The organism is Micromonospora sp. NPDC048835, from assembly GCF_040649995.1.
Lineage (GTDB): Bacteria > Actinomycetota > Actinomycetes > Mycobacteriales > Micromonosporaceae > Micromonospora.
In genome coordinates, this window is record NZ_JBEZGM010000019.1 from 106,238 (window position 1) to 123,258 (window position 17,021).

General features: G+C 72.1%; 11 protein-coding genes and 1 pseudogene. 7 read left to right on the forward strand and 5 right to left on the reverse strand.

The genetic code is table 11. The annotated features are described in order from the left end of the window. Positions 1-45: 45 nt before the first annotated feature. The 4 genes and pseudogenes from AB0C15_RS22550 to mraZ form a co-directional block, all read right to left on the reverse strand. On the reverse strand, positions 46-2,253 hold the full coding sequence (locus tag AB0C15_RS22550; protein WP_357354896.1) for a penicillin-binding protein 2: 2,208 nt from the start codon (positions 2,251-2,253) through the stop codon (positions 46-48). Positions 2,254-2,256: 3 nt separating this feature from the next. Then, positions 2,257-2,862: a hypothetical protein gene (locus AB0C15_RS22555; RefSeq protein WP_357354898.1), complete on the reverse strand. Its 606-nt coding sequence runs from the start codon at positions 2,860-2,862 to the stop codon at positions 2,257-2,259. Further along, positions 2,852-3,963 (reverse strand): annotated as a pseudogene (gene rsmH / locus AB0C15_RS22560) (16S rRNA (cytosine(1402)-N(4))-methyltransferase RsmH). Before rsmH ends, AB0C15_RS22555 begins: the two are co-directional and overlap by 11 nt. A 206-nt stretch (positions 3,964-4,169) precedes the next feature. Continuing rightward, positions 4,170-4,601, reverse strand: coding sequence for a division/cell wall cluster transcriptional repressor MraZ (gene mraZ, locus AB0C15_RS22565; protein WP_030488958.1), 432 nt, complete (start codon positions 4,599-4,601; stop codon positions 4,170-4,172). A 355-nt stretch (positions 4,602-4,956) separates the two neighbouring features. On the opposite strand from mraZ, the gene AB0C15_RS22570 reads away from it, so the two are divergent. From AB0C15_RS22570 to AB0C15_RS22585, 4 genes are all read left to right on the forward strand, one after another. Beyond that, positions 4,957-6,204, forward strand: coding sequence for a MurT ligase domain-containing protein (locus tag AB0C15_RS22570; RefSeq protein ID WP_357354959.1), 1,248 nt, complete (start codon positions 4,957-4,959; stop codon positions 6,202-6,204). Beyond that, positions 6,194-6,913 carry a glutamine amidotransferase gene (locus tag AB0C15_RS22575; protein ID WP_357354900.1) on the forward strand — a complete coding sequence of 240 codons (720 nt, stop codon included), beginning with the start codon at positions 6,194-6,196 and terminating at the stop codon, positions 6,911-6,913. The genes AB0C15_RS22570 and AB0C15_RS22575 overlap by 11 nt, the downstream gene beginning before the upstream one ends. Further along, complete coding sequence (locus AB0C15_RS22580) at positions 6,910-7,593, forward strand: VTT domain-containing protein (protein WP_357354901.1); 684 nt, start codon at positions 6,910-6,912, stop codon at positions 7,591-7,593. Before AB0C15_RS22575 ends, AB0C15_RS22580 begins: the two co-directional genes overlap by 4 nt. A gap of 227 nt (positions 7,594-7,820) precedes the next feature. After that, positions 7,821-8,717, forward strand: a complete 897-nt coding sequence (locus AB0C15_RS22585; protein WP_357354903.1) for a hypothetical protein — start codon at positions 7,821-7,823, stop codon at positions 8,715-8,717. Between the two features lie 186 nt (positions 8,718-8,903). Here AB0C15_RS22585 and leuS read toward each other — a convergent pair whose 3' ends face one another. Further along, positions 8,904-11,744 carry a leucine--tRNA ligase gene (gene leuS, locus AB0C15_RS22590; protein WP_357354905.1) on the reverse strand — a complete coding sequence of 947 codons (2,841 nt, stop codon included), beginning with the start codon at positions 11,742-11,744 and terminating at the stop codon, positions 8,904-8,906. 401 nt (positions 11,745-12,145) lie between these two features. On the opposite strand from leuS, the gene AB0C15_RS22595 reads away from it, so the two are divergent. The 3 genes from AB0C15_RS22595 to AB0C15_RS22605 are packed head-to-tail and all read left to right on the forward strand — an operon-like array spanning position 12,146 to position 16,986. Further along, the gene (locus AB0C15_RS22595) at positions 12,146-13,198 is read left to right on the forward strand and encodes a MoxR family ATPase (RefSeq protein WP_357354907.1); all 1,053 of its coding nucleotides are present in this window, start codon (positions 12,146-12,148) and stop codon (positions 13,196-13,198) included. Between the two features lies 1 nt (position 13,199). Beyond that, positions 13,200-14,498: a DUF58 domain-containing protein gene (locus tag AB0C15_RS22600; protein ID WP_357354909.1), complete on the forward strand. Its 1,299-nt coding sequence runs from the start codon at positions 13,200-13,202 to the stop codon at positions 14,496-14,498. 16 nt (positions 14,499-14,514) lie between these two features. After that, positions 14,515-16,986, forward strand: a complete 2,472-nt coding sequence (locus AB0C15_RS22605; protein WP_357354911.1) for a DUF3488 and transglutaminase-like domain-containing protein — start codon at positions 14,515-14,517, stop codon at positions 16,984-16,986. The last annotated feature ends 35 nt before the right edge of the window (positions 16,987-17,021 follow it).

Below are 17,021 nucleotides of genomic sequence, written 5' to 3' on the forward strand. Positions count from 1 at the left end.
CCGGTGGTTCGTCGGCACTCACCGATGATGTCCCGCCATCGCTGCTCAGCGCGGATAGACCACGAACTTGGGCGCGGATCCGCTTGCCGACGGCGGCACCCGGTAGTGACGCAGAGTGAACTGCATCATGTCCCGAAATGCCGGTCCGGCGATCGCCGCACCCCCACCACCTGGCGCGTACGCGAAGACCGCGATCACGTACCGGGGGTTCTCGGCCGGGGCCATACCGATGAACGAGGACACCTCGCCGGGCTGCTTCTTGCCGTTGACCAGCCGCCACCCGGTGCCGGTCTTGCCGGCGACCCGGTAGCCGGGGACCGCGGCGGCTTCGCCGGTGGCGCCGTCGATGGTGGTGACCGCCTCCAGCATGGTGCGCAGCGCCGCCGCGTTCTGTGGGCTGAGCACCGACCGGGTCACCGGGGCCGGCGCGGGGGTGCGCTTGCCGTCCGGGCCGATCACCTCCTTGACCAGGTGCGGCTGCACGTAGGTGCCGTTGTTGGCGATGGCGGCGTACGCGGCGGCCATCTGCAGCGGGGTGGCGTCGACGCTGTGCCCGATCGGCACCGACCCGTGCGACGAACCGCTCCACTCCTCGGCCGGCAGCAGCCGCCCGCTGGCCTCCCCGGGCATCCCCTCGCCGGTGGGCTTGCCCAGCCCGAACCGCTTCTGGTAGTCGATCAGCCGGTCCTTGCCGAGCTGCTCGGCGATGGTGATGGTGCCGACGTTCGACGAGAAGGCGAGCATCCCCGGCACACTCATCCGCTTGCCCCCGGCGGGGTGCGTGTCGGAGAACCAGGTGTCGCCCATCTTGATGCTGTTGGCGATGGGCAGCGCGGTGTCCGGCGTGATCACACCCTCCTGCAACGCCGCGCCGTAGGTGATCGCCTTGTGCACCGAGCCGGGGTCGACCACGAAGCTGGTCGCGGCGTCCTCCCGGGCGACCGGGTCGCTCGGCGTCGGCTTCGCCGCGTTGTACGTCGGGTTGCTGGCCTGGGCCAGCACCGCGCCGGACGGAATCTCGATGATCACGGCCGCGGCGGTGCCGCCCGGCTGCTGGGCCATGCCCGCGCTCAGGATCTGCTGCGTCCGGAACTGCAGGTCGCGGTTAATGGTGAGGGCGATCGAGCTGCCCGGCTTGGCGACCGTGGTCCGGCTGTAACCGCCCGGAATCGGCGCGGCGAGATCGCCGAGGCCGGCCTCGTACACCCGCTTGCCGTCCTGACCGGCGAGCACGTCGTCGTAGCGGGCCTCCAGCCCCTCCAACCCGTCCATGTCCTGGCTGGTGAAGCCGATCAGGTTGGCCGCCAGGTCACCGCCGGGCACCTCGCGGCGCTCGTCGCGGTGCACCCCGATGCCGGACAACTCCAGCGCCTGCACCCGCTTGGCGGTCGGGATCTCCACCCCCCGCGCCAGATAGGCGAAGGTGGACTGCTTGCCATTCTCCAGCCGGCGAGGCTTCATCAGCTCGACGAGCTTCGACACCGGGATGGCGAGGAGCGGGGACAGCGCCCTGGCGACGGCGGCCGGGTCCTTCACCTCGGTCGGGTCGGCGTACACGTACCGCGCCTCGACACTGCGGGCCAGCGGCGCGCCGGTGCTGTCGTAGATCGCGCCCCGCGGTGCCGGCAGCTCGACCGTGCGGAGCCGGTCGGCGATGCCGCCCCCGGCATACGCCGGAGCGTCGACCGCCTGGAGGAACACCAGCCGGATCCCGATGGCGGCGAACAGCGTCAGCGCGAGCACGGTGCCGAGCCGCAGCCGCAGCCGCGAGTCGGCGAGCTTCGGCGGGCGTCGGGGCTTGCGCGACGGCCGCCGGGCCGCCGGCCGGTCGCCGCGACCCGGCGCGCGCGGCGTGGTCCGGCGACGCGGCGGCGGCTCGTCCCCACCCGGGCCACGAGGGGTACGCGGCGCGACGGTGCGCACCACCCCGCCGCGGCCCGCGGCCGGAGCGTCGCGCCGGCCGGCCCGGGCGGCGGCCCGGCCACCGTCGAGCACCTGCAACGCCGGCCGGAACGGGTCACCGGACCGGGTGCTGCGCGGCGTACGCCGCTGCTCGGCGCCCTGCCCGCGCGCCGGCGTGCCGCGCTCCTCACGCACGGTGCGCCCCCTGGGGGTGTACGCCCGCGCGCCGGAGATGCCCCCGACACCCGGCTCACCGGAGCGCGGCTCACCCTCGGCGGGCCGGGCGTCACGTGCAGAACCGCGCCGGGACCCCGTAGGGTCCCGGCGCGGCTCGTCCGACCTTGGTGGCACCGGTCAGCCTCCCGCACCCTGGCTGGTCACCGACGGCTGGCCGCTCGACGGCTGCGGCACCTCGAGGGTCTTGCCGTCCGGCAGCCGGATGTACCCCGGTTCGCCGCCGTCGACCAGGCCCAGGAACTTCGCCTGGGCGGTCAGGTTGCCCGGCGCTTCGGCGTCGGCGATCTGCTTGTCCAGTTGCTGCTTCTCCAGGTCCAGTCGGGCCTGCTGCTGCTGCAGCCGCTCCAGCCGGAACGCGTTCTCATTGATCTTGGTGTTGACCGCCAGGATGCCCAGCACCCCACCGACCACCAGCACCACGATCAGCGCCGCGAACGGCGCCCGCGGCACCGAGATCGGCGGCGGCGGTGCCACCCGCAGCCGCGGCGGCCGGGCGCTTGTCGCGCTGGCGGCCTTCTCGACCGGACGCAGCGCAGCGGCGCCCTGAGTCGGGAACTCGCGCGCCCCCCGGGCGCGAGTCTCCCCCTGCCGGTTCACTCGATCGATGCGTGACGTACCGTTACCGAGGCGCGGAGCCCGCTCCGCCGCGATCCGGCCCCCCGACCGCGGTGCGCGCTGGCCGCCGCCGGTGACGTCCCGGCGGTCGCGCTTGTCAATGCTCATGTCCCTCCCCCTCAACATCCGTCCCTCTGGCCGTCCCGGTGCCCCCTGACCCCCCACGGATCAGGCGGACCCCGTGCCCGGTTGGTGCATTCCCTTCACCCGTCGGCGAGACCGTTCGCGGTCGGTCCGCCCTTGCTCTGCCGCGTTCGGGTCGAGTCGCTCCGCGGCCCGCAGCCGCACCGAGGCGGCTCGCGGGTTCGCGGCGACCTCCGCCTCCCCGGGCAGTTCGGCGCCCCGGCTGAGCAGCCGGAACGTCGGACCGGACCCGGGAAGCTCGACCGGGAGGTCGATCGGGCCCTTACTGCGGACCCGATCCGTGAGGGCCGCCTTGGTGAGCCTGTCCTCCAACGAGTGGTAGGACAGGACCACCATGCGACCGCCCACGGTCAGTGCGTCGAGCGCCGATGGCAACGCTGTCTCCAGCGCTGCCAGCTCTCTGTTTACCTCGATCCGTAAAGCCTGAAACGTTCTCTTTGCCGGGTGCCCACCCGTTCGTCGGGCTGGTGCCGGAATGGAGTCCCGTACCAGTTCCGCGAGCAGCGCGGACGAGGTGATCCGGGCCCGCTCCCGCTGCCGGATGATCGCCGAGGCGATCCGACCGGCGAACTTCTCCTCGCCGTACACCCGCAGCACCCGGGCCAGGTCCGGATGCGCGTACGTGTTGACCACCTCCTCGGCGGTCACCCCCCGGGTCTGGTCCATCCGCATGTCCAACGGCGCGTCCTGGGCGTACGCGAACCCGCGGTCGGGCGCGTCCAACTGCAACGACGAGACACCCAGGTCGAACAGGATGCCGTCGATCGCCGGATAGCCCAGCCGGTCCAGCACGTCCGGCAACTCGTCGTAGACCGCGTGCTCCAGATGCACCCGATCGGCGAACCGGGTCAACCGGACCCGCGCGTGAGCGAGCGCCTCGGTGTCCCGGTCGAGCCCGATCAGGACCGTCTCCGGATGCGCCTCGAGCACCGCCTCCGCGTGCCCGGCCAGGCCGAGCGTCGCGTCGACGTAGATCGTCCGGCCGCCCCGACCCAGCGCGGGGGCCAACAGCTCGAGACACCGCTCGAGCAGCACCGGCACGTGCGTGCCGCGCAACTCCCCCATGATGACCCCCACTGGTTGAAACGTCCGTTCTTCTCGTGCGCCTGTCGTCGGACGGCGCTGCCGTCGTACCGCCAGATCCCCATCCGCTCCCGCCTGACACCGGACCGTCGCCCAATGTCTGGATCGTGCGCCTGGCACCGGGGAAGTGATGCCAGGAACTCGAAAGCGGCTGGAGATCTCGCAGTACGTCGGGCGCCGTTACCGCCCTACAGACCGCCGGGCAACACCCCCTCCTCGATGTCGGCGAAGTCGTCTTCGCTCTCCGCGAGGTAGGTCTCCCAGGCGACCTTGTCCCAGATCTCCACCCGCGTGCTCGCGCCGATCACCACCAACTCGCGATCCAGCGCGGCGTAGGCCCGCAGGTGGGCTGGGATGGTCACCCGACCCTGCTTGTCCGGAACCTCGTCGTGCGCGCTGGCGAAGAAGACCCGGCTGTAGGCCCGGGCCGCCTTGTGTGTCATCGGCTGCGCGCGCAACTGCTCCGCGATCCGCTGGAACTCAGGGGTCGGGAAGACGTAGAGGCAGCGCTCCTGCCCTTTGGTGACCACGACACCCCCCGCCAGCTCATCCCGGAACTTGGCCGGAAGGATCAACCGGCCCTTTTCGTCCAGGCGCGGAGTGTGGGTGCCGAGAAACACCGGCCCAACCCCCTCGCCCTTGAACGGCGTTCGCGGCGCCGCTGACCCCCCGGGCCGGTGAGCCCTCCCGGCCTCACCATTGGTCCCCACTCTACTCCACTTCCCTCCACCTGCAACCAAATTCGCCCGCGTGGCGCGCCCAGCCCGAGGACAAAACCGCACGTCACAAGGGGTGGAGCGGAGTGGAGGGCGCCCGGGGCCCCTCGGCGTGGTCCGCTTTCCGACATAGATCGACTCCGTCCGGGGGACACCGACCCGGCCGCCCGCGCAGCCACCACGGCCGAACGGTTCCCCGTCGGCGGCGATCTGGTGGGCTCGGCGGTCCGGTAACCTCGCTCGCGTGACGGACGCGAAAATGCCCCTACGGGCCAAGGTGGCCAGCTCCGTGTCACGGACCGCCGCGGCGCTCTCCCGGGCGGCCGGCCGTGGCGACGGTTCGGTGATCGGCGGGTGGATCGGCCTCAAGATCGACCCGGACCTGCTGGCCCACCTGTCGGCCGGGCGCGCGATCGCGCTCGTCTCCGGCACCAACGGCAAGACCACCACCACCCGGCTGACCTCCGCCGCGGTCGGCGTGCTCGGCCGGGTCGCCACCAACTCGTTCGGCGCCAACATGCCCACCGGGCACACTTCGGCGCTGGCCAAGGCCGGCAGCACGCCGTACGCGGTGCTCGAGGTCGACGAGCACTACCTGGCCCAGGTGTTGGAGGCGACCGAGCCGCACGTGGTCGCCTTGCTCAACCTCTCCCGCGACCAGCTCGACCGCGCCAAGGAGGTCGCCATGATGGCGCAGCTCTGGCGTGCGGCGCTGGTCCGGCACACCGACGTACGGGTAGTGGCCAACGCGGACGACCCGCTCGTGGTGTGGGCCGCCACCCCGCCGGGCGACCCCGCCCGGGGCATCAAGCCGCCGCACGTGACGTGGTTCAGCGCCGGCCAGCGCTGGCACGACGACTCCTGGGTCTGCCCGGAGTGCGGCTCCACGATCCAGCGCTCCGGCGAGCAGTGGTGGTGCACCGGCTGCCCGCTGCGCCGCCCGGAGCCGCACTGGGTGGTCGAGGACGAGGGCGTGCTCGACCCCACCGGGGCCTGGCACAAGGTCTCCCTCCAACTGCCCGGCAAGGTCAACCTCGGCAACGCGGCGACCGCGCTGGCGGTGGCCGCCGAGTTCGGCGTCCGCCCGGTCGACGCGGTCTCCCGGCTCGGCATCGTCACCTCGGTGGCCGGCCGCTACGCGCAGGTCGACAAGGACGGGCGCAACATCCGGCTGCTGCTGGCCAAGAACCCGGCCAGTTGGCTGGAGGCGTTCGACATGGCCGACAACGCGCCGACGCTGCTCTCCATCAACGCGCGCGACCCCGACGGCCTGGACACCTCCTGGCTCTACGACGTCGACTTCGCCCCGCTCCGTGGTCGGCAGGTGTTGATCACCGGCGACCGGGCATACGACCTGGCGGTTCGGCTGGACGTCAACGACGTGCCGTTCCAGCACGTCCGCACGTTCGACGACGCGCTCCGGTCGGTCCCGCCCGGGCGGCTGGAGGTCATCGCGAACTACACCGCGTTCCAGGACATCCGAGCGGAGTTGGACCGTGTCATCTGAGAGTCTGCGCATCGTCTGGATCTACCCCGACCTGCTCTCCACCTACGGCGACCGGGGCAACGCCCTGATCCTCGCCCGGCGGGCCCGTCAGCGTGGGATGCCGGTCGAGGTGTTCGAGGTCCGCTCCGACGAGCGGCTGCCGGCGACCGCCGACATCTATCTGGTCGGCGGCGGCGAGGACGGCCCGCAGGCGCTCGGCGCCCAGCGGTTGCTCGCCGACGGTGGCCTGCACCGCGCGGTCGCCCAGGGCTCGGTGGTGTTCGGTGTGTGCGCCGGCTACCAGCTACTCGGCACCTCGTTCTTCGCCAAGGGTGTGCAGTGTCGCGGGCTGGAGCTGCTCGACCTGCACTCCGACCGGGGCGAGAGCCGGGCCGTGGGCGAGCTGGCCGGTGAGATCGACCCCCGGCTGGGCCTGCCCCCGCTCACCGGTTTCGAGAACCACGGCGGCCGCACCCACCTCGGTCCGGAGGTCTCCCCGCTGGCCCGGGTCACCGCCGGGGTCGGCAACGACGGCGCGACCGAGGGCGCGTGGCGCGGCAAGCTGCTGGGCACCTACTCGCACGGGCCGGCGCTGGCTCGCAACCCGGCCCTGGCCGACCTGCTGCTGCGCTGGGCCACCGGGGCACACCAGCTCCCTCCGCTTGACGACACCTGGTCGGACCGACTGCGCAATGAGCGTCGCTCCGCGGTGGCCGCCGCTCGGGCATGATCCGTGCCGTCCGGCGGCTGCTCCGGCAGCCGTCGGCCGCCCGGTTCGCGCTGCTCGTGCTGCTGATCGGCGCGTGCGGGCTCCTGCTGCTCCTGGCGCCCCGACCGGATCCGGCGCAGTTGCCGCTGGTCGCCGACCGGCTGGGTGACTTCGCTCCGGTGGCGGCGATCCTCGCAGGGGCGCTACTGCTGGTGGCGCTTGTTCCGCGGACCTTCATCACGCTTGCCGCGGGTGCGATCTTCGGCCCCCTGGAGGGTGCCGCGTACGCCCTGGGCGCCGCACTCGTGGCCGCCGCGATCGGGTTCACCGTCGGCCGGCTGCTCGGTCGGGAGTTCGTCGCCGAACGGGTCCGTGGCCGCCTGGCCCGCCTCGACGGGTGGTTCGCCCGGCAGAGTGTGCTCGGTGTCATCACCGTCCGGCTGCTACCGATCGCCGGCTTCGGCCTGGTCAGTTACGGCTACGGCACGACCGGCGCGCGGGTGCTGCCCTTCCTCGCCGGCAGCGTGATCGCGTCCGCGCCGACCGCCTTCGGCTACGCGGCGATCGGCGCGGCGGTCAGCTCCCCCGGCCACGTCAACTGGTACGCCGCAGCTCCGGCCAGCCTCGGCCTGATCGCCAGCCTGGTCCTCGTCCACAAGTGGTGGCGCGCCGAACGCCGCCGCCGAACCATGCCGGTCTGACCTGCGGCGAGAGCCGAGCAGACCCCTGCCGCCTGCGGACGTCGATGACAGGATCGTGTCGGTTCGGCGGGGGTAACGGCTGGACGACGATCACGCCGGCAGGGCATCGGGCAGCGCCAGCGCGATCTAGCGTCTGCGGCCATGAAGACCCTGCCCCGAGCAAGGATCGGCTCACTTCAGCGCCGGACGGCCGCTCCGCGTTCGCCACTGTGCAGCGCGGCGGCTCGATGACGCTGGTCTGGCAGGAGGAGAACGGCCAACGCAGGGAGGTGGCCACCATGCCAGACATGTTCACCTTTCCACTGTGGGGCGTTTTCGACGGGCGCTGGCTGGTGTACGCGCGCAGCAGCCTCATGCGAGCGGCACCCCACGGCGGCGGCGGCTCCGAACTCTTCGCCTGGGACTCGGAGTCGAGGACCGCACCACGGCAGGTGCTGGGCACCGCGGACTTCCTCTTTCGGCCCCCGCTGCGCGACGGGAAGCTCGTCGTCACCAGGGTCCTCGGCGAGGACCGGAACGAGCTGACCCTGCACGACCTGGCTGCCGGAACGGTCCGCACGGTGGCCACCGGCCCGGTGAGCGCTGTCGGGTTCCACGGCGCCGACCTGCTCTGGTTCGATCGGGCCACGGCTCGCCTGAACGCTGTCGGTCCGGACGGAAAGGCTGGATCCGCGCCGCAGCCGAGCCCGGGACCGGGCACCACGGTCGACGTGACCACCGACGGCCAGACCACGGCCTGGGTGTCCCGCGACGAGCGCGCCCTGACCGTCTGGCGACCGGACTGGGCGGCACCGGTCCGCGTGTTCCGGGTAACCCCTCCGGCGGCTTCGGCCGCCGCTACCTCGTTGCCACCGGGCACCAGGCCCCCGACCGTCGACCCCTTCCACAAGGTGGCCACGCCCACTGCCGTCGGAGATCTGGTGATCTTTCAGTACCACCTGGGTTGGTACGTGGCCGATCTGCGAAGCGGGTCGTACGTGCGGCTGACCGCCGATCACGCCCACGCGGTCGTCTCGGGCGAGGCGCTGCTGGTAGACCCGGACAACAACTCGGACCCCGCGCAGCAGCACGCGTACTCGCTGCTGCGCCCGAACCGGCTACCGCCACTGCCGGCCTGCCCGTAAACACCGGGAGCGCAACCGCCGGGGCGGCTGGCCGAGCTGACCCGGCGGCCGCACGGGCTGGCGGTGCGGCGACCGGCGCGGGATGCGCCGGTGAGCGTGATGACTCAGAAACATATTGATGTCTCTGAGTCATCACGCTCAACGCAGCGCCCGCCTCCGTGGACGTCACGGCGCGTATCGCTCCCGTCAGGCGACGACCGAGACCATCCTGCCCTTGACCACGATGACCTTGCGGGGCTCCTTGCCGGCCAGGCTCGCCGCCACCGCTTCCAGGGCCGCCGCGCGGACGGCCTCCTCGGAGGCGTCGGCGGCGACCTCGACACGGCCACGGACCTTGCCGTTGACCTGCACCGGGTAGGTCACCGTGTCGGCCACCAGCAGCGCCGGGTCGGCGGTCGGGAAGTCCGCGTAGGTCAGCGAGGTGTCGTGACCCAGCTTGCGCCACAGCTCCTCGGCCAGGTGCGGGGCGAACGGCGCCACCATCAGCACCAGCGGCTCGGCCACCTCGCGGGGCGTGGCCGCCAGCCCGGTCAGCCCGTTTGTCAGCTGGATCAGCTTGGCGATGGCGGTGTTGAACCGGATGTCGTCCATGTCGCCACGGACCCCGTCGACCACCGTGTGCAGCAGCCGGCGGGTCGCCTCGTCGGCCGGGTCCTCGGTGACCCGCAGCGCGCCGGTCTGCTCGTCGATGACGGCCCGCCACACCCGCTGCAGGAACCGGTACGAGCCGACCACCGCCCGGGTCTCCCACGGACGGGACACCTCCAGCGGGCCCATCGACATCTCGTACACCCGGAAGGTGTCCGCACCGTAGGCCGCGCACATCTCGTCGGGGGTCACCACGTTCTTCAGCGACTTGCCCATCTTGCCGTACTCACGGTTGACCGCCAGGTCGCCCAGGTAGTAGGCGCCGTCGCGCTCGAAGACCTCCTCGGCCTGCACGTAGCTGCCCCGCGAGTCGGTGTACGCGTACGCCTGGATCATGCCCTGGTTGAACAGCTTGCGGAACGGCTCGAACGACGACACGTGGCCCAGGTCGAACAGCACCTTGTGCCAGAAGCGCGCGTACAGCAGGTGCAGCACGGCGTGCTCGGCCCCACCGACGTACAGGTCGGTGCCGCCGCAGTCGCCCTCGCCGCGCGGGCCCATCCAGTAGTGCTCGTTCTCGGCGTCGACGAACCGGTCGGAGTTGGTCGGGTCCAGGTAGCGCAGCTCGTACCAGCAGGAGCCGGCCCACTGCGGCATCACGTTGGTCTCGCGGGTGTAGCGCTTCGGCCCGTCACCCAGGTCCAGCTCGACCTCGACCCAGTCGCGCCGCCGCGACAGCGGGGTCTCCGGGTTGCTGTCGGCGTCGTCGGCCTCGAACGTCTTCGGGGAGAAGTCGTCCACCTCCGGCAGCTCGACCGGCAGCATCTCCTCCGGCAGGGCGATCGCCGCGCCAGTCTCGTCGTAGACGATCGGGAACGGCTCACCCCAGTACCGCTGCCGGGAGAACAGCCAGTCGCGCAGCCGGTAGGTCACCGCGCCGGTGCCGTGCCCGTTCGCCTCCAGCCAGGCGATGATCGCCGCCTTGGCGTCGGCGACCCCCAGGCCGTTCAGGTCCAGGCCGCGCTCGGGCGCGGCGCTGTTGATCGCCGGGCCGTCCCCGGTGTACGCCTTGCCGTCGAAGCCCTCCGCCGGCTGCACGGTCCGCACGATGGGCAGCTCGAAGACCTCGGCGAACGCCCAGTCCCGCTCGTCCTGCGCCGGCACCGCCATGATCGCGCCGGTGCCGTAGCCGGCCAGCACGTAGTCGGCGATGAAGATCGGGATCTGCCCGCCGGTGACCGGGTTGGTGGCGTACGCGCCGATGAAGACGCCGGTCTTCTCCTTGGAGTCGGACTGCCGCTCGACGTCGGTCTTGGCGGCGGCGGCCTTGCGGTACGCCTCGACGGCCTCGCGCGGGCTGGCGTGGCCGCCGGTCCAGGCGTCCCTCGCACCGTCCGGCCAGGCGGCCGGGGCCAGCGCGTCGACCAGCTCGTGCTCGGGCGCCAGCACCATGTAGGTGGCCCCGAAGACGGTGTCCGGACGGGTCGTGAACACCCGCACCGGCGCCGCGGTGGTCGGGAAGTCGATGTGGGCGCCGGTGGAGCGACCGATCCAGTTGCGTTGCATCAGCTTGATCGGCTCGGGCCAGTCCAGGCTGTCCAGGTCGTCCAGCAGCCGGTCACCGTACGCGGTGATCCGCATCATCCACTGCTTCAGGTTGCGCTTGAAGACCGGGAAGTTGCCGCGCTCGGAACGGCCGTCGGCGGTGACCTCCTCGTTGGCCAGCACGGTGCCCAGCCCCGGGCACCAGTTCACCGGCGCCTGCGAGACGTACGCCAGCCGGTGGTCGTCGACGACCTGGCGGCGCTCGGCGACGCTCAGCTCGGCCCACGCCCGGCCGTCCGGGGTGGGCCGGTTGCCGCCCTCGAACTCCGCGATCAGCTCGGCGATCGGGCGGGCCCGGCCGGCGTCGCGGTCGTACCACGAGTTGAAGATCTGCAGGAAGATCCACTGGGTCCAGCGGTAGAAGTCGGTGTCGATGGTGGCCACCGAGCGACGCTCGTCGTGCGCCAGCCCCAGCCGGCGCAGCTGCGCCTTGTACCGCTCGATGTTCGCCACCGTGGTGGTCCGGGGGTGGGTGCCGGTCTGCACCGCGTACTGCTCGGCGGGCAGGCCGAACGCGTCGAAACCCATCGCGTGCAGCACGTTACGGCCGGCCATCCGCTGGTAACGGGCGTAGCAGTCGGTGCCGATGTAGCCCAGCGGGTGGCCGACGTGCAGGCCCGCCCCGGAGGGGTACGGGAACATGTCCAGCACGTACAGCTTCTCGGCGCCGGCGCGCGGGTGGGTCGGGTCGGCCAGCGGGCCGGTCGGGTTCGGTGCGTGGAAGGTGCCCTCGCGCGCCCAGGTGTCCTGCCAACGAATCTCGATCTCGTCGGCCAGGGCCGCGGTGTACCGGAACGGGGGAATGTCGCCCGCCGGTGCGGCTGCCTCGCTCATCGTCTCTCCTCGCTTCGCTTCGCTTCGTCTCGGCACCACCGGGCCGGGCCGGCGGAGGGCACAAAAAAGCCCCTCGCGCAGGAGGGGCCGCCGTGCTGTCGCTGCGTTCAGCGCATCAGCACGGCCCGGTAAGAAGCAGGAAGACTCCGGCCATGCCCGCAGTGTACCTTGCCGGAGGTTCGCCCTGCCGGCCCCCGGACGGCTCGGCCCGGTTCCCCCGAGCTGGCGAATATCAGTGCGTAACCGACGGACTACCTGCGGGGGTCGGCGATAGCGACAAACATGGTTAGCCTGAGAGGCCAGTGAGATTCCTGCGGCAAACGAGGCTCGACGTCGCGAACCCAACGGCGGGTCCAGGTGCTCTAGACAGAGCTGCCGTGACGGCGACGAGGAGGAGGCCCGTGACACAACAGACCTGGGACGAGGTGGGCGGCCTGTTGCCGCACGACGAGTTCCGCGCCGCCAGCGAGGCCATCGTGGCCAACATCGAGCAGGTCATCGAGGGTAAGACCGCCACCGTGCGGCTCGCCCTGGCCGTCCTGCTCGCCGAGGGTCACCTCCTTATCGAAGACGTCCCGGGTGTCGGCAAGACCAAGCTGGCCAAGGCCCTCGCGCGGTCCATCGACTGCACCGTGCGGCGCATCCAGTTCACCCCCGACCTGCTGCCCAGCGACGTCACCGGGGTCAGCGTCTACAACCAGGAGACGCACGACTTCGAGTTCCGCCCCGGCGCCGTCTTCGCCAACCTGGTGGTCGGCGACGAGATCAACCGGGCCTCGCCGAAGACCCAGTCGGCGTTGCTGGAGTGCATGGAGGAGCGGCAGGTCACCGTCGACGGGGTGACCTACCAGCTCCAGACCCCGTTCATGGTGATCGCCACCCAGAACCCGATCGAGATGGAGGGGACCTACCCGCTGCCGGAGGCGCAGCGCGACCGGTTCACCGCTCGCATCGCCATGGGTTACCCGGACTCCAACGCCGAGCTGGCCATGCTCGACGGGCACGGCGCCACCGACCCGCTGCACGAGCTGCGCGCGGTCTCCGACGCGGCAATCGTCCGGCAGCTCATCGCCACCGTCCGGCAGGTGCACGTCGCCGACGCGGTCAAGCAGTACGCGATCGATCTGGTCACCGCCACCCGCGAGGCCCCCGACCTGCGGCTCGGCGCGTCCCCCCGGGCGACCCTGCAACTGCTGCGCACCGCCCGGGCGGTCGCCGCCCTGGAGGGCCGCGACTACGTCCTCCCCGACGACCTGCAGGCCCTGGCGGTGCCGGTGCTCGCCCACCGGATCATCCCGACCGCCGACGCGCAGCTCGCCCGACGCACCACCGACGCGATCGTCTCCGAGCTGGTGCACCGCCTGCCGCTGCCGCACGACCGGCAGCGCAACCCGTACGACACCCGGCCCGCCGCCGGCAACGGCCGCGCGCCCTACGAGCCGCGGAGGCCATGACGTGCGTGCCGGGCTACGCGGGCTGACCACCCGCGGGCGGTCCTTCCTCGCCGCTGCGGTCGCGGCCGCGATCTCGGCCGGCATCCTCGGTGAGAAGGACCTGCTCCGGGTGGCTGTGCTGTTGGCCATCCTGCCGCTGTTGGCCGCCGCGTACGTCGGGCGGAGCCGCTACAAACTGGCCTGCAACCGTTCACTGGACCCGCACCGGGTTCCGGTCGGGGCCAACTCCCGGGTGGTCCTGCGTCTGCAGAACCTCTCCCGGTTGCCGACCGGCACCCTGCTCCTGGAGGACCGGCTGCCCTACGCCCTGGGCAGCCGGCCCCGGGTGGTGTTGGAGCGGCTCGGCGCGCACCAGGCCAGCTCCGTGGCGTACACCGTGCGGGCCGACGTGCGGGGCCGCTACGACGTGGGCCCGCTGGTGGTCCGGATGACCGATCCGTTCGGCCTCTGCGAGCTGACCCGCTCCTTTCCCAGCACCGACCACCTGACGGTGATCCCGCAGGTCACTCCGCTGCCGTCGGTCCGGCTCCCCGGCGAGTACGCGGGCAGCGGCGACAGCCGGGCCCGCTCGGTGGCGGTGCACGGTGAGGACGACGCGGCGACCCGGGAGTACCGGCGCGGCGACGACCTGCGCCGGGTGCACTGGAAGTCCACCGCCCGCACCGGCGAGCTGATGGTGCGCCGCGAGGAACAACCGTGGGAGAGCCGGGCCACCGTCGTCCTCGACACCAGGGCGTACAGCCATCGCGGCGAGGGGCCGACGGCCAGCTTCGAGTGGTCGGTCTCGGCCGCCGCGAGCATCGCCGTCCACCTGCGGCAGGCCGGTTACAAGATGCGCCTGGTCACCGGCTCGGGGGCGGACGTGGACGCCTCGGAGGCCGGCGGGGACGGCGCGCTGCTCGACCACCTCGCCGAGGTCCGGCTGGATCAGCGCGCCGAGGTCACCGACCTCGTGCAGCGGGTCCGCCAACGCGCCGACGGTGGGCTGATCATCGGTCTGTTCGGCACGGTGAGCGTGGCCGAGGCGGAGTTGCTTGCCGGCCTGCGGGGCAACGGCGCCACCTGCGTCGGCTTCCTGCTGAACAGCTCCTCCTGGCTCAGCCTGCCGGAGAAGGCCCGGGCCGAGGCGGAACACGCGCACGCGGCCGCCGTCCTCGCCATGGTGCAGAGCGGCTGGCGGGTGGTCGGCGTCGACCACGGTGGCCGGCTACCGGCGCTGTGGCCGCAGGTCGGCCGGGGCGCCCAGGGTTTCGCCCTGCGGGCCGCGCTGGCCGAGACGGTCGCCGGCGGTGTGCGATGAACGGAAGGCTCCCCTCATGATCAGCAGTCGGAACATCGGCGTGGTGGCGGCCGCGGCCACGCTGCTGGCCGCCGCGCCGCTGTCGGCCATCTTCCAGGGCTGGACGTGGTTGATCGAGTCCATCATCGCGGTCGCCGTGGTGGCCGGGGTGGCGGCGTTGACCCGGCTCGTGCGGGCCCCGCTCTGGGGTCAGGTGCTGGGCATGCTCGCCGGTCTGCTGCTCGCCCTGACCTGGTTGTTCCCGAGCGGCGAGGAGTTGTTCGCGGTCCTGCCCACCCCGGGCACGGTGGCGTACTTCGGCGATCTGCTCGCCGGCTCCATGCAGGACATGCGCTCGTACGGGGTCGAGGTCCCGGACACGGACCCGCTGCTGTTCATCGCCGTTCTCGGCATCGGCGCGGTCGCCGTGCTCGTGGACGTCCTGGCCGTGGGGCTGCGTCGGCCCGCACTGGCGGGGCTGCCGATGCTCGCCATCTACTCGGTGCCGGTCGCCGTCTACGTGGACAGCGTCCCCGCGGTGCCGTTCGTGGTCGGCGCCTCCGGTTACCTCTGGCTGCTGGTCACCGACAACGTCGACCGGGTACGCCGCTTCGGTCGCCGGTTCACCGGTGACGGCCGCGACGTCGACGTGTGGGAGTCGTCCCCGCTGGCGTCCGCGGGCCGCCGGCTCGCGGTGGTCGGGGTGGCCCTGGCGGTGGTGCTGCCGCTGGCGGTGCCCGGGATGACCGGCGGCCTGCTCGACTCGCTCAGCCGAGGGTCGGGCAACGGCACCGGCAACGGCACCGGCTCGGGCACCTCTGGTCGGATCGACCTGTTCGCCTCGCTCGCCGGCCAGCTCAACCAGTCCCAGGTGGCCGACCTCGTCAAGGTGAAGACGTCCGAGCCGAACCCGTTCTACCTGCGCTACGCGGTCGCCGACGAGTTGCGCCCCAACGGCTTCCAGGCGCGCAACCCCAGCGGCCGGTCCGTCAACGAGGCCCTGCCGGACCCGGCCGACCGTGCCGGCCGAGGCGTGCAGCAGACCACCTACCAGGCGACCGTGGAGGTCACCAAGAGCCTGAGCATGTCGCTGATGCCGGTGTACGCCGAGCCGACCAGCACCGACAACCTCAGCAACAACTGGCTCTACGACACCAACCAGCAGGTCGTCTTCTCCAACCGGGAAAACTCCCGGGGTCGGAAGTACTCCTTCGACTACGTCCGTTCCACCTTCACCCCCGCCGCCTTGCGGGCAGCGCCGTCACTGCCGTCCGAACACCCGGTACGCCGACAGATGACCGCCACCCCCGCGCCGGTGCCCGAGGTGGAGGAGCTGGTCCAGGGGCTGACCCAGGGCAAGCGCACCGACTACGACAAGGTGTTGGCGATCTACCAGCACTTCTCGGCCGACAACGGATTCAAGTACCGGCTGAGCACGGAGAGCGGCAGCAGCGGTCAGGACATCGTCAACTTCCTGACCAACAAGGTCGGCTACTGCCAGCAGTACGCCGCCTCGATGGCCTGGCTGGTCCGCGCGGCCGGCATCCCGGCCCGGGTCGCGTTCGGGTTCACCAACGGCAGCAAGCGCGACGGCGACACCTTCACGCTCACCAACCTCAACCTGCACGCCTGGACCGAGGTCTACTTCGACGGGGCCGGTTGGGTGCCGTTCGACGCCACCCCGGCGTACGGGGTTCCCGGCTCCACCCGGTCGGCCTGGGCACCGGACACTGACGCACCGGAACCGTCCAGCCCGGACACCGGCACCTCGGACACCCCGACCGGCCCGGAAGCCACGGCCGGCCCGGCCGGCCCGGACAACGCCGACCGGGACACCGACGAGGGGCTCGCCCTCGGCGGGACGACCCCGTCCGAGCAGCCGCCGGTCTGGCCCTGGTGGGCAGCGGGCCTGGTGGTGCTGCTGGCACTGCTCGCGGTGCCCGCACTGCGCCGGATGGCGCTGCGCCGCCGACGGGGCAGCCGCGTGGCGGGCGGGGAGATGGCCGCCGCCAGGGTCGACGACGACAGCGAGCCGGGAACGCGCCCCGTCCTGGTGGTGGGCGCGGACGCCAACCGGGCCCGCGCGGACGCGCACGCCGCCTGGGCGGAGTTGCTCGACACGCTTGTCGACTTCCGAGTCCCCGTCGATCCGACCGAGACGCCCAGGGCGACCGCGGACCGGCTGGTCCGGGACGCCCTCGACGACGACAACGCGGTCGGGTCGGCACGGCTGCTCGGCCGGGCGGAGGAGCGGGCCCGCTACGCCCGGGATCCACTGACCGGTGAGCCGTTGCTGCCGGCACTACGCGCGGTCCGGGGGGCGCTCGCCAGCCAGGCGGACCGTCGCACCCGCCTCGTCGCCGCCGTGCTGCCGCCCTCGGTGCTCCTACGGTGGCGGACCGCCCTGGCGGACACCTCCGGCCGGATGATGGGGCTCACCGCGCGGGCCCGGTATCGACTGCTGCGCCTGAGCCCCCGGCGGCTGCTGGCCGACCGGGCCGCTCGCTGACCAGACCCAGACCCACCCACCCCTCGATCCACTAC

Bases quoted from the DNA above. Each gene is read 5' to 3' on its own strand.
- AB0C15_RS22555 (WP_357354898.1), bottom strand. From the start codon at position 2,862: ATGAGCATTGACAAGCGCGACCGCCGGGACGTCACCGGCGGCGGCCAG.
- AB0C15_RS22570 (WP_357354959.1), top strand. From the start codon at position 4,957: ATGCCCCTACGGGCCAAGGTGGCCAGCTCCGTGTCACGGACCGCCGCG.
- AB0C15_RS22605 (WP_357354911.1), top strand. From the start codon at position 14,515: ATGATCAGCAGTCGGAACATCGGCGTGGTGGCGGCCGCGGCCACGCTG.
- leuS (WP_357354905.1), bottom strand. From the start codon at position 11,744: ATGAGCGAGGCAGCCGCACCGGCGGGCGACATTCCCCCGTTCCGGTAC.
- AB0C15_RS22580 (WP_357354901.1), top strand. From the start codon at position 6,910: ATGATCCGTGCCGTCCGGCGGCTGCTCCGGCAGCCGTCGGCCGCCCGG.
- AB0C15_RS22585 (WP_357354903.1), top strand. From the start codon at position 7,821: ATGACGCTGGTCTGGCAGGAGGAGAACGGCCAACGCAGGGAGGTGGCC.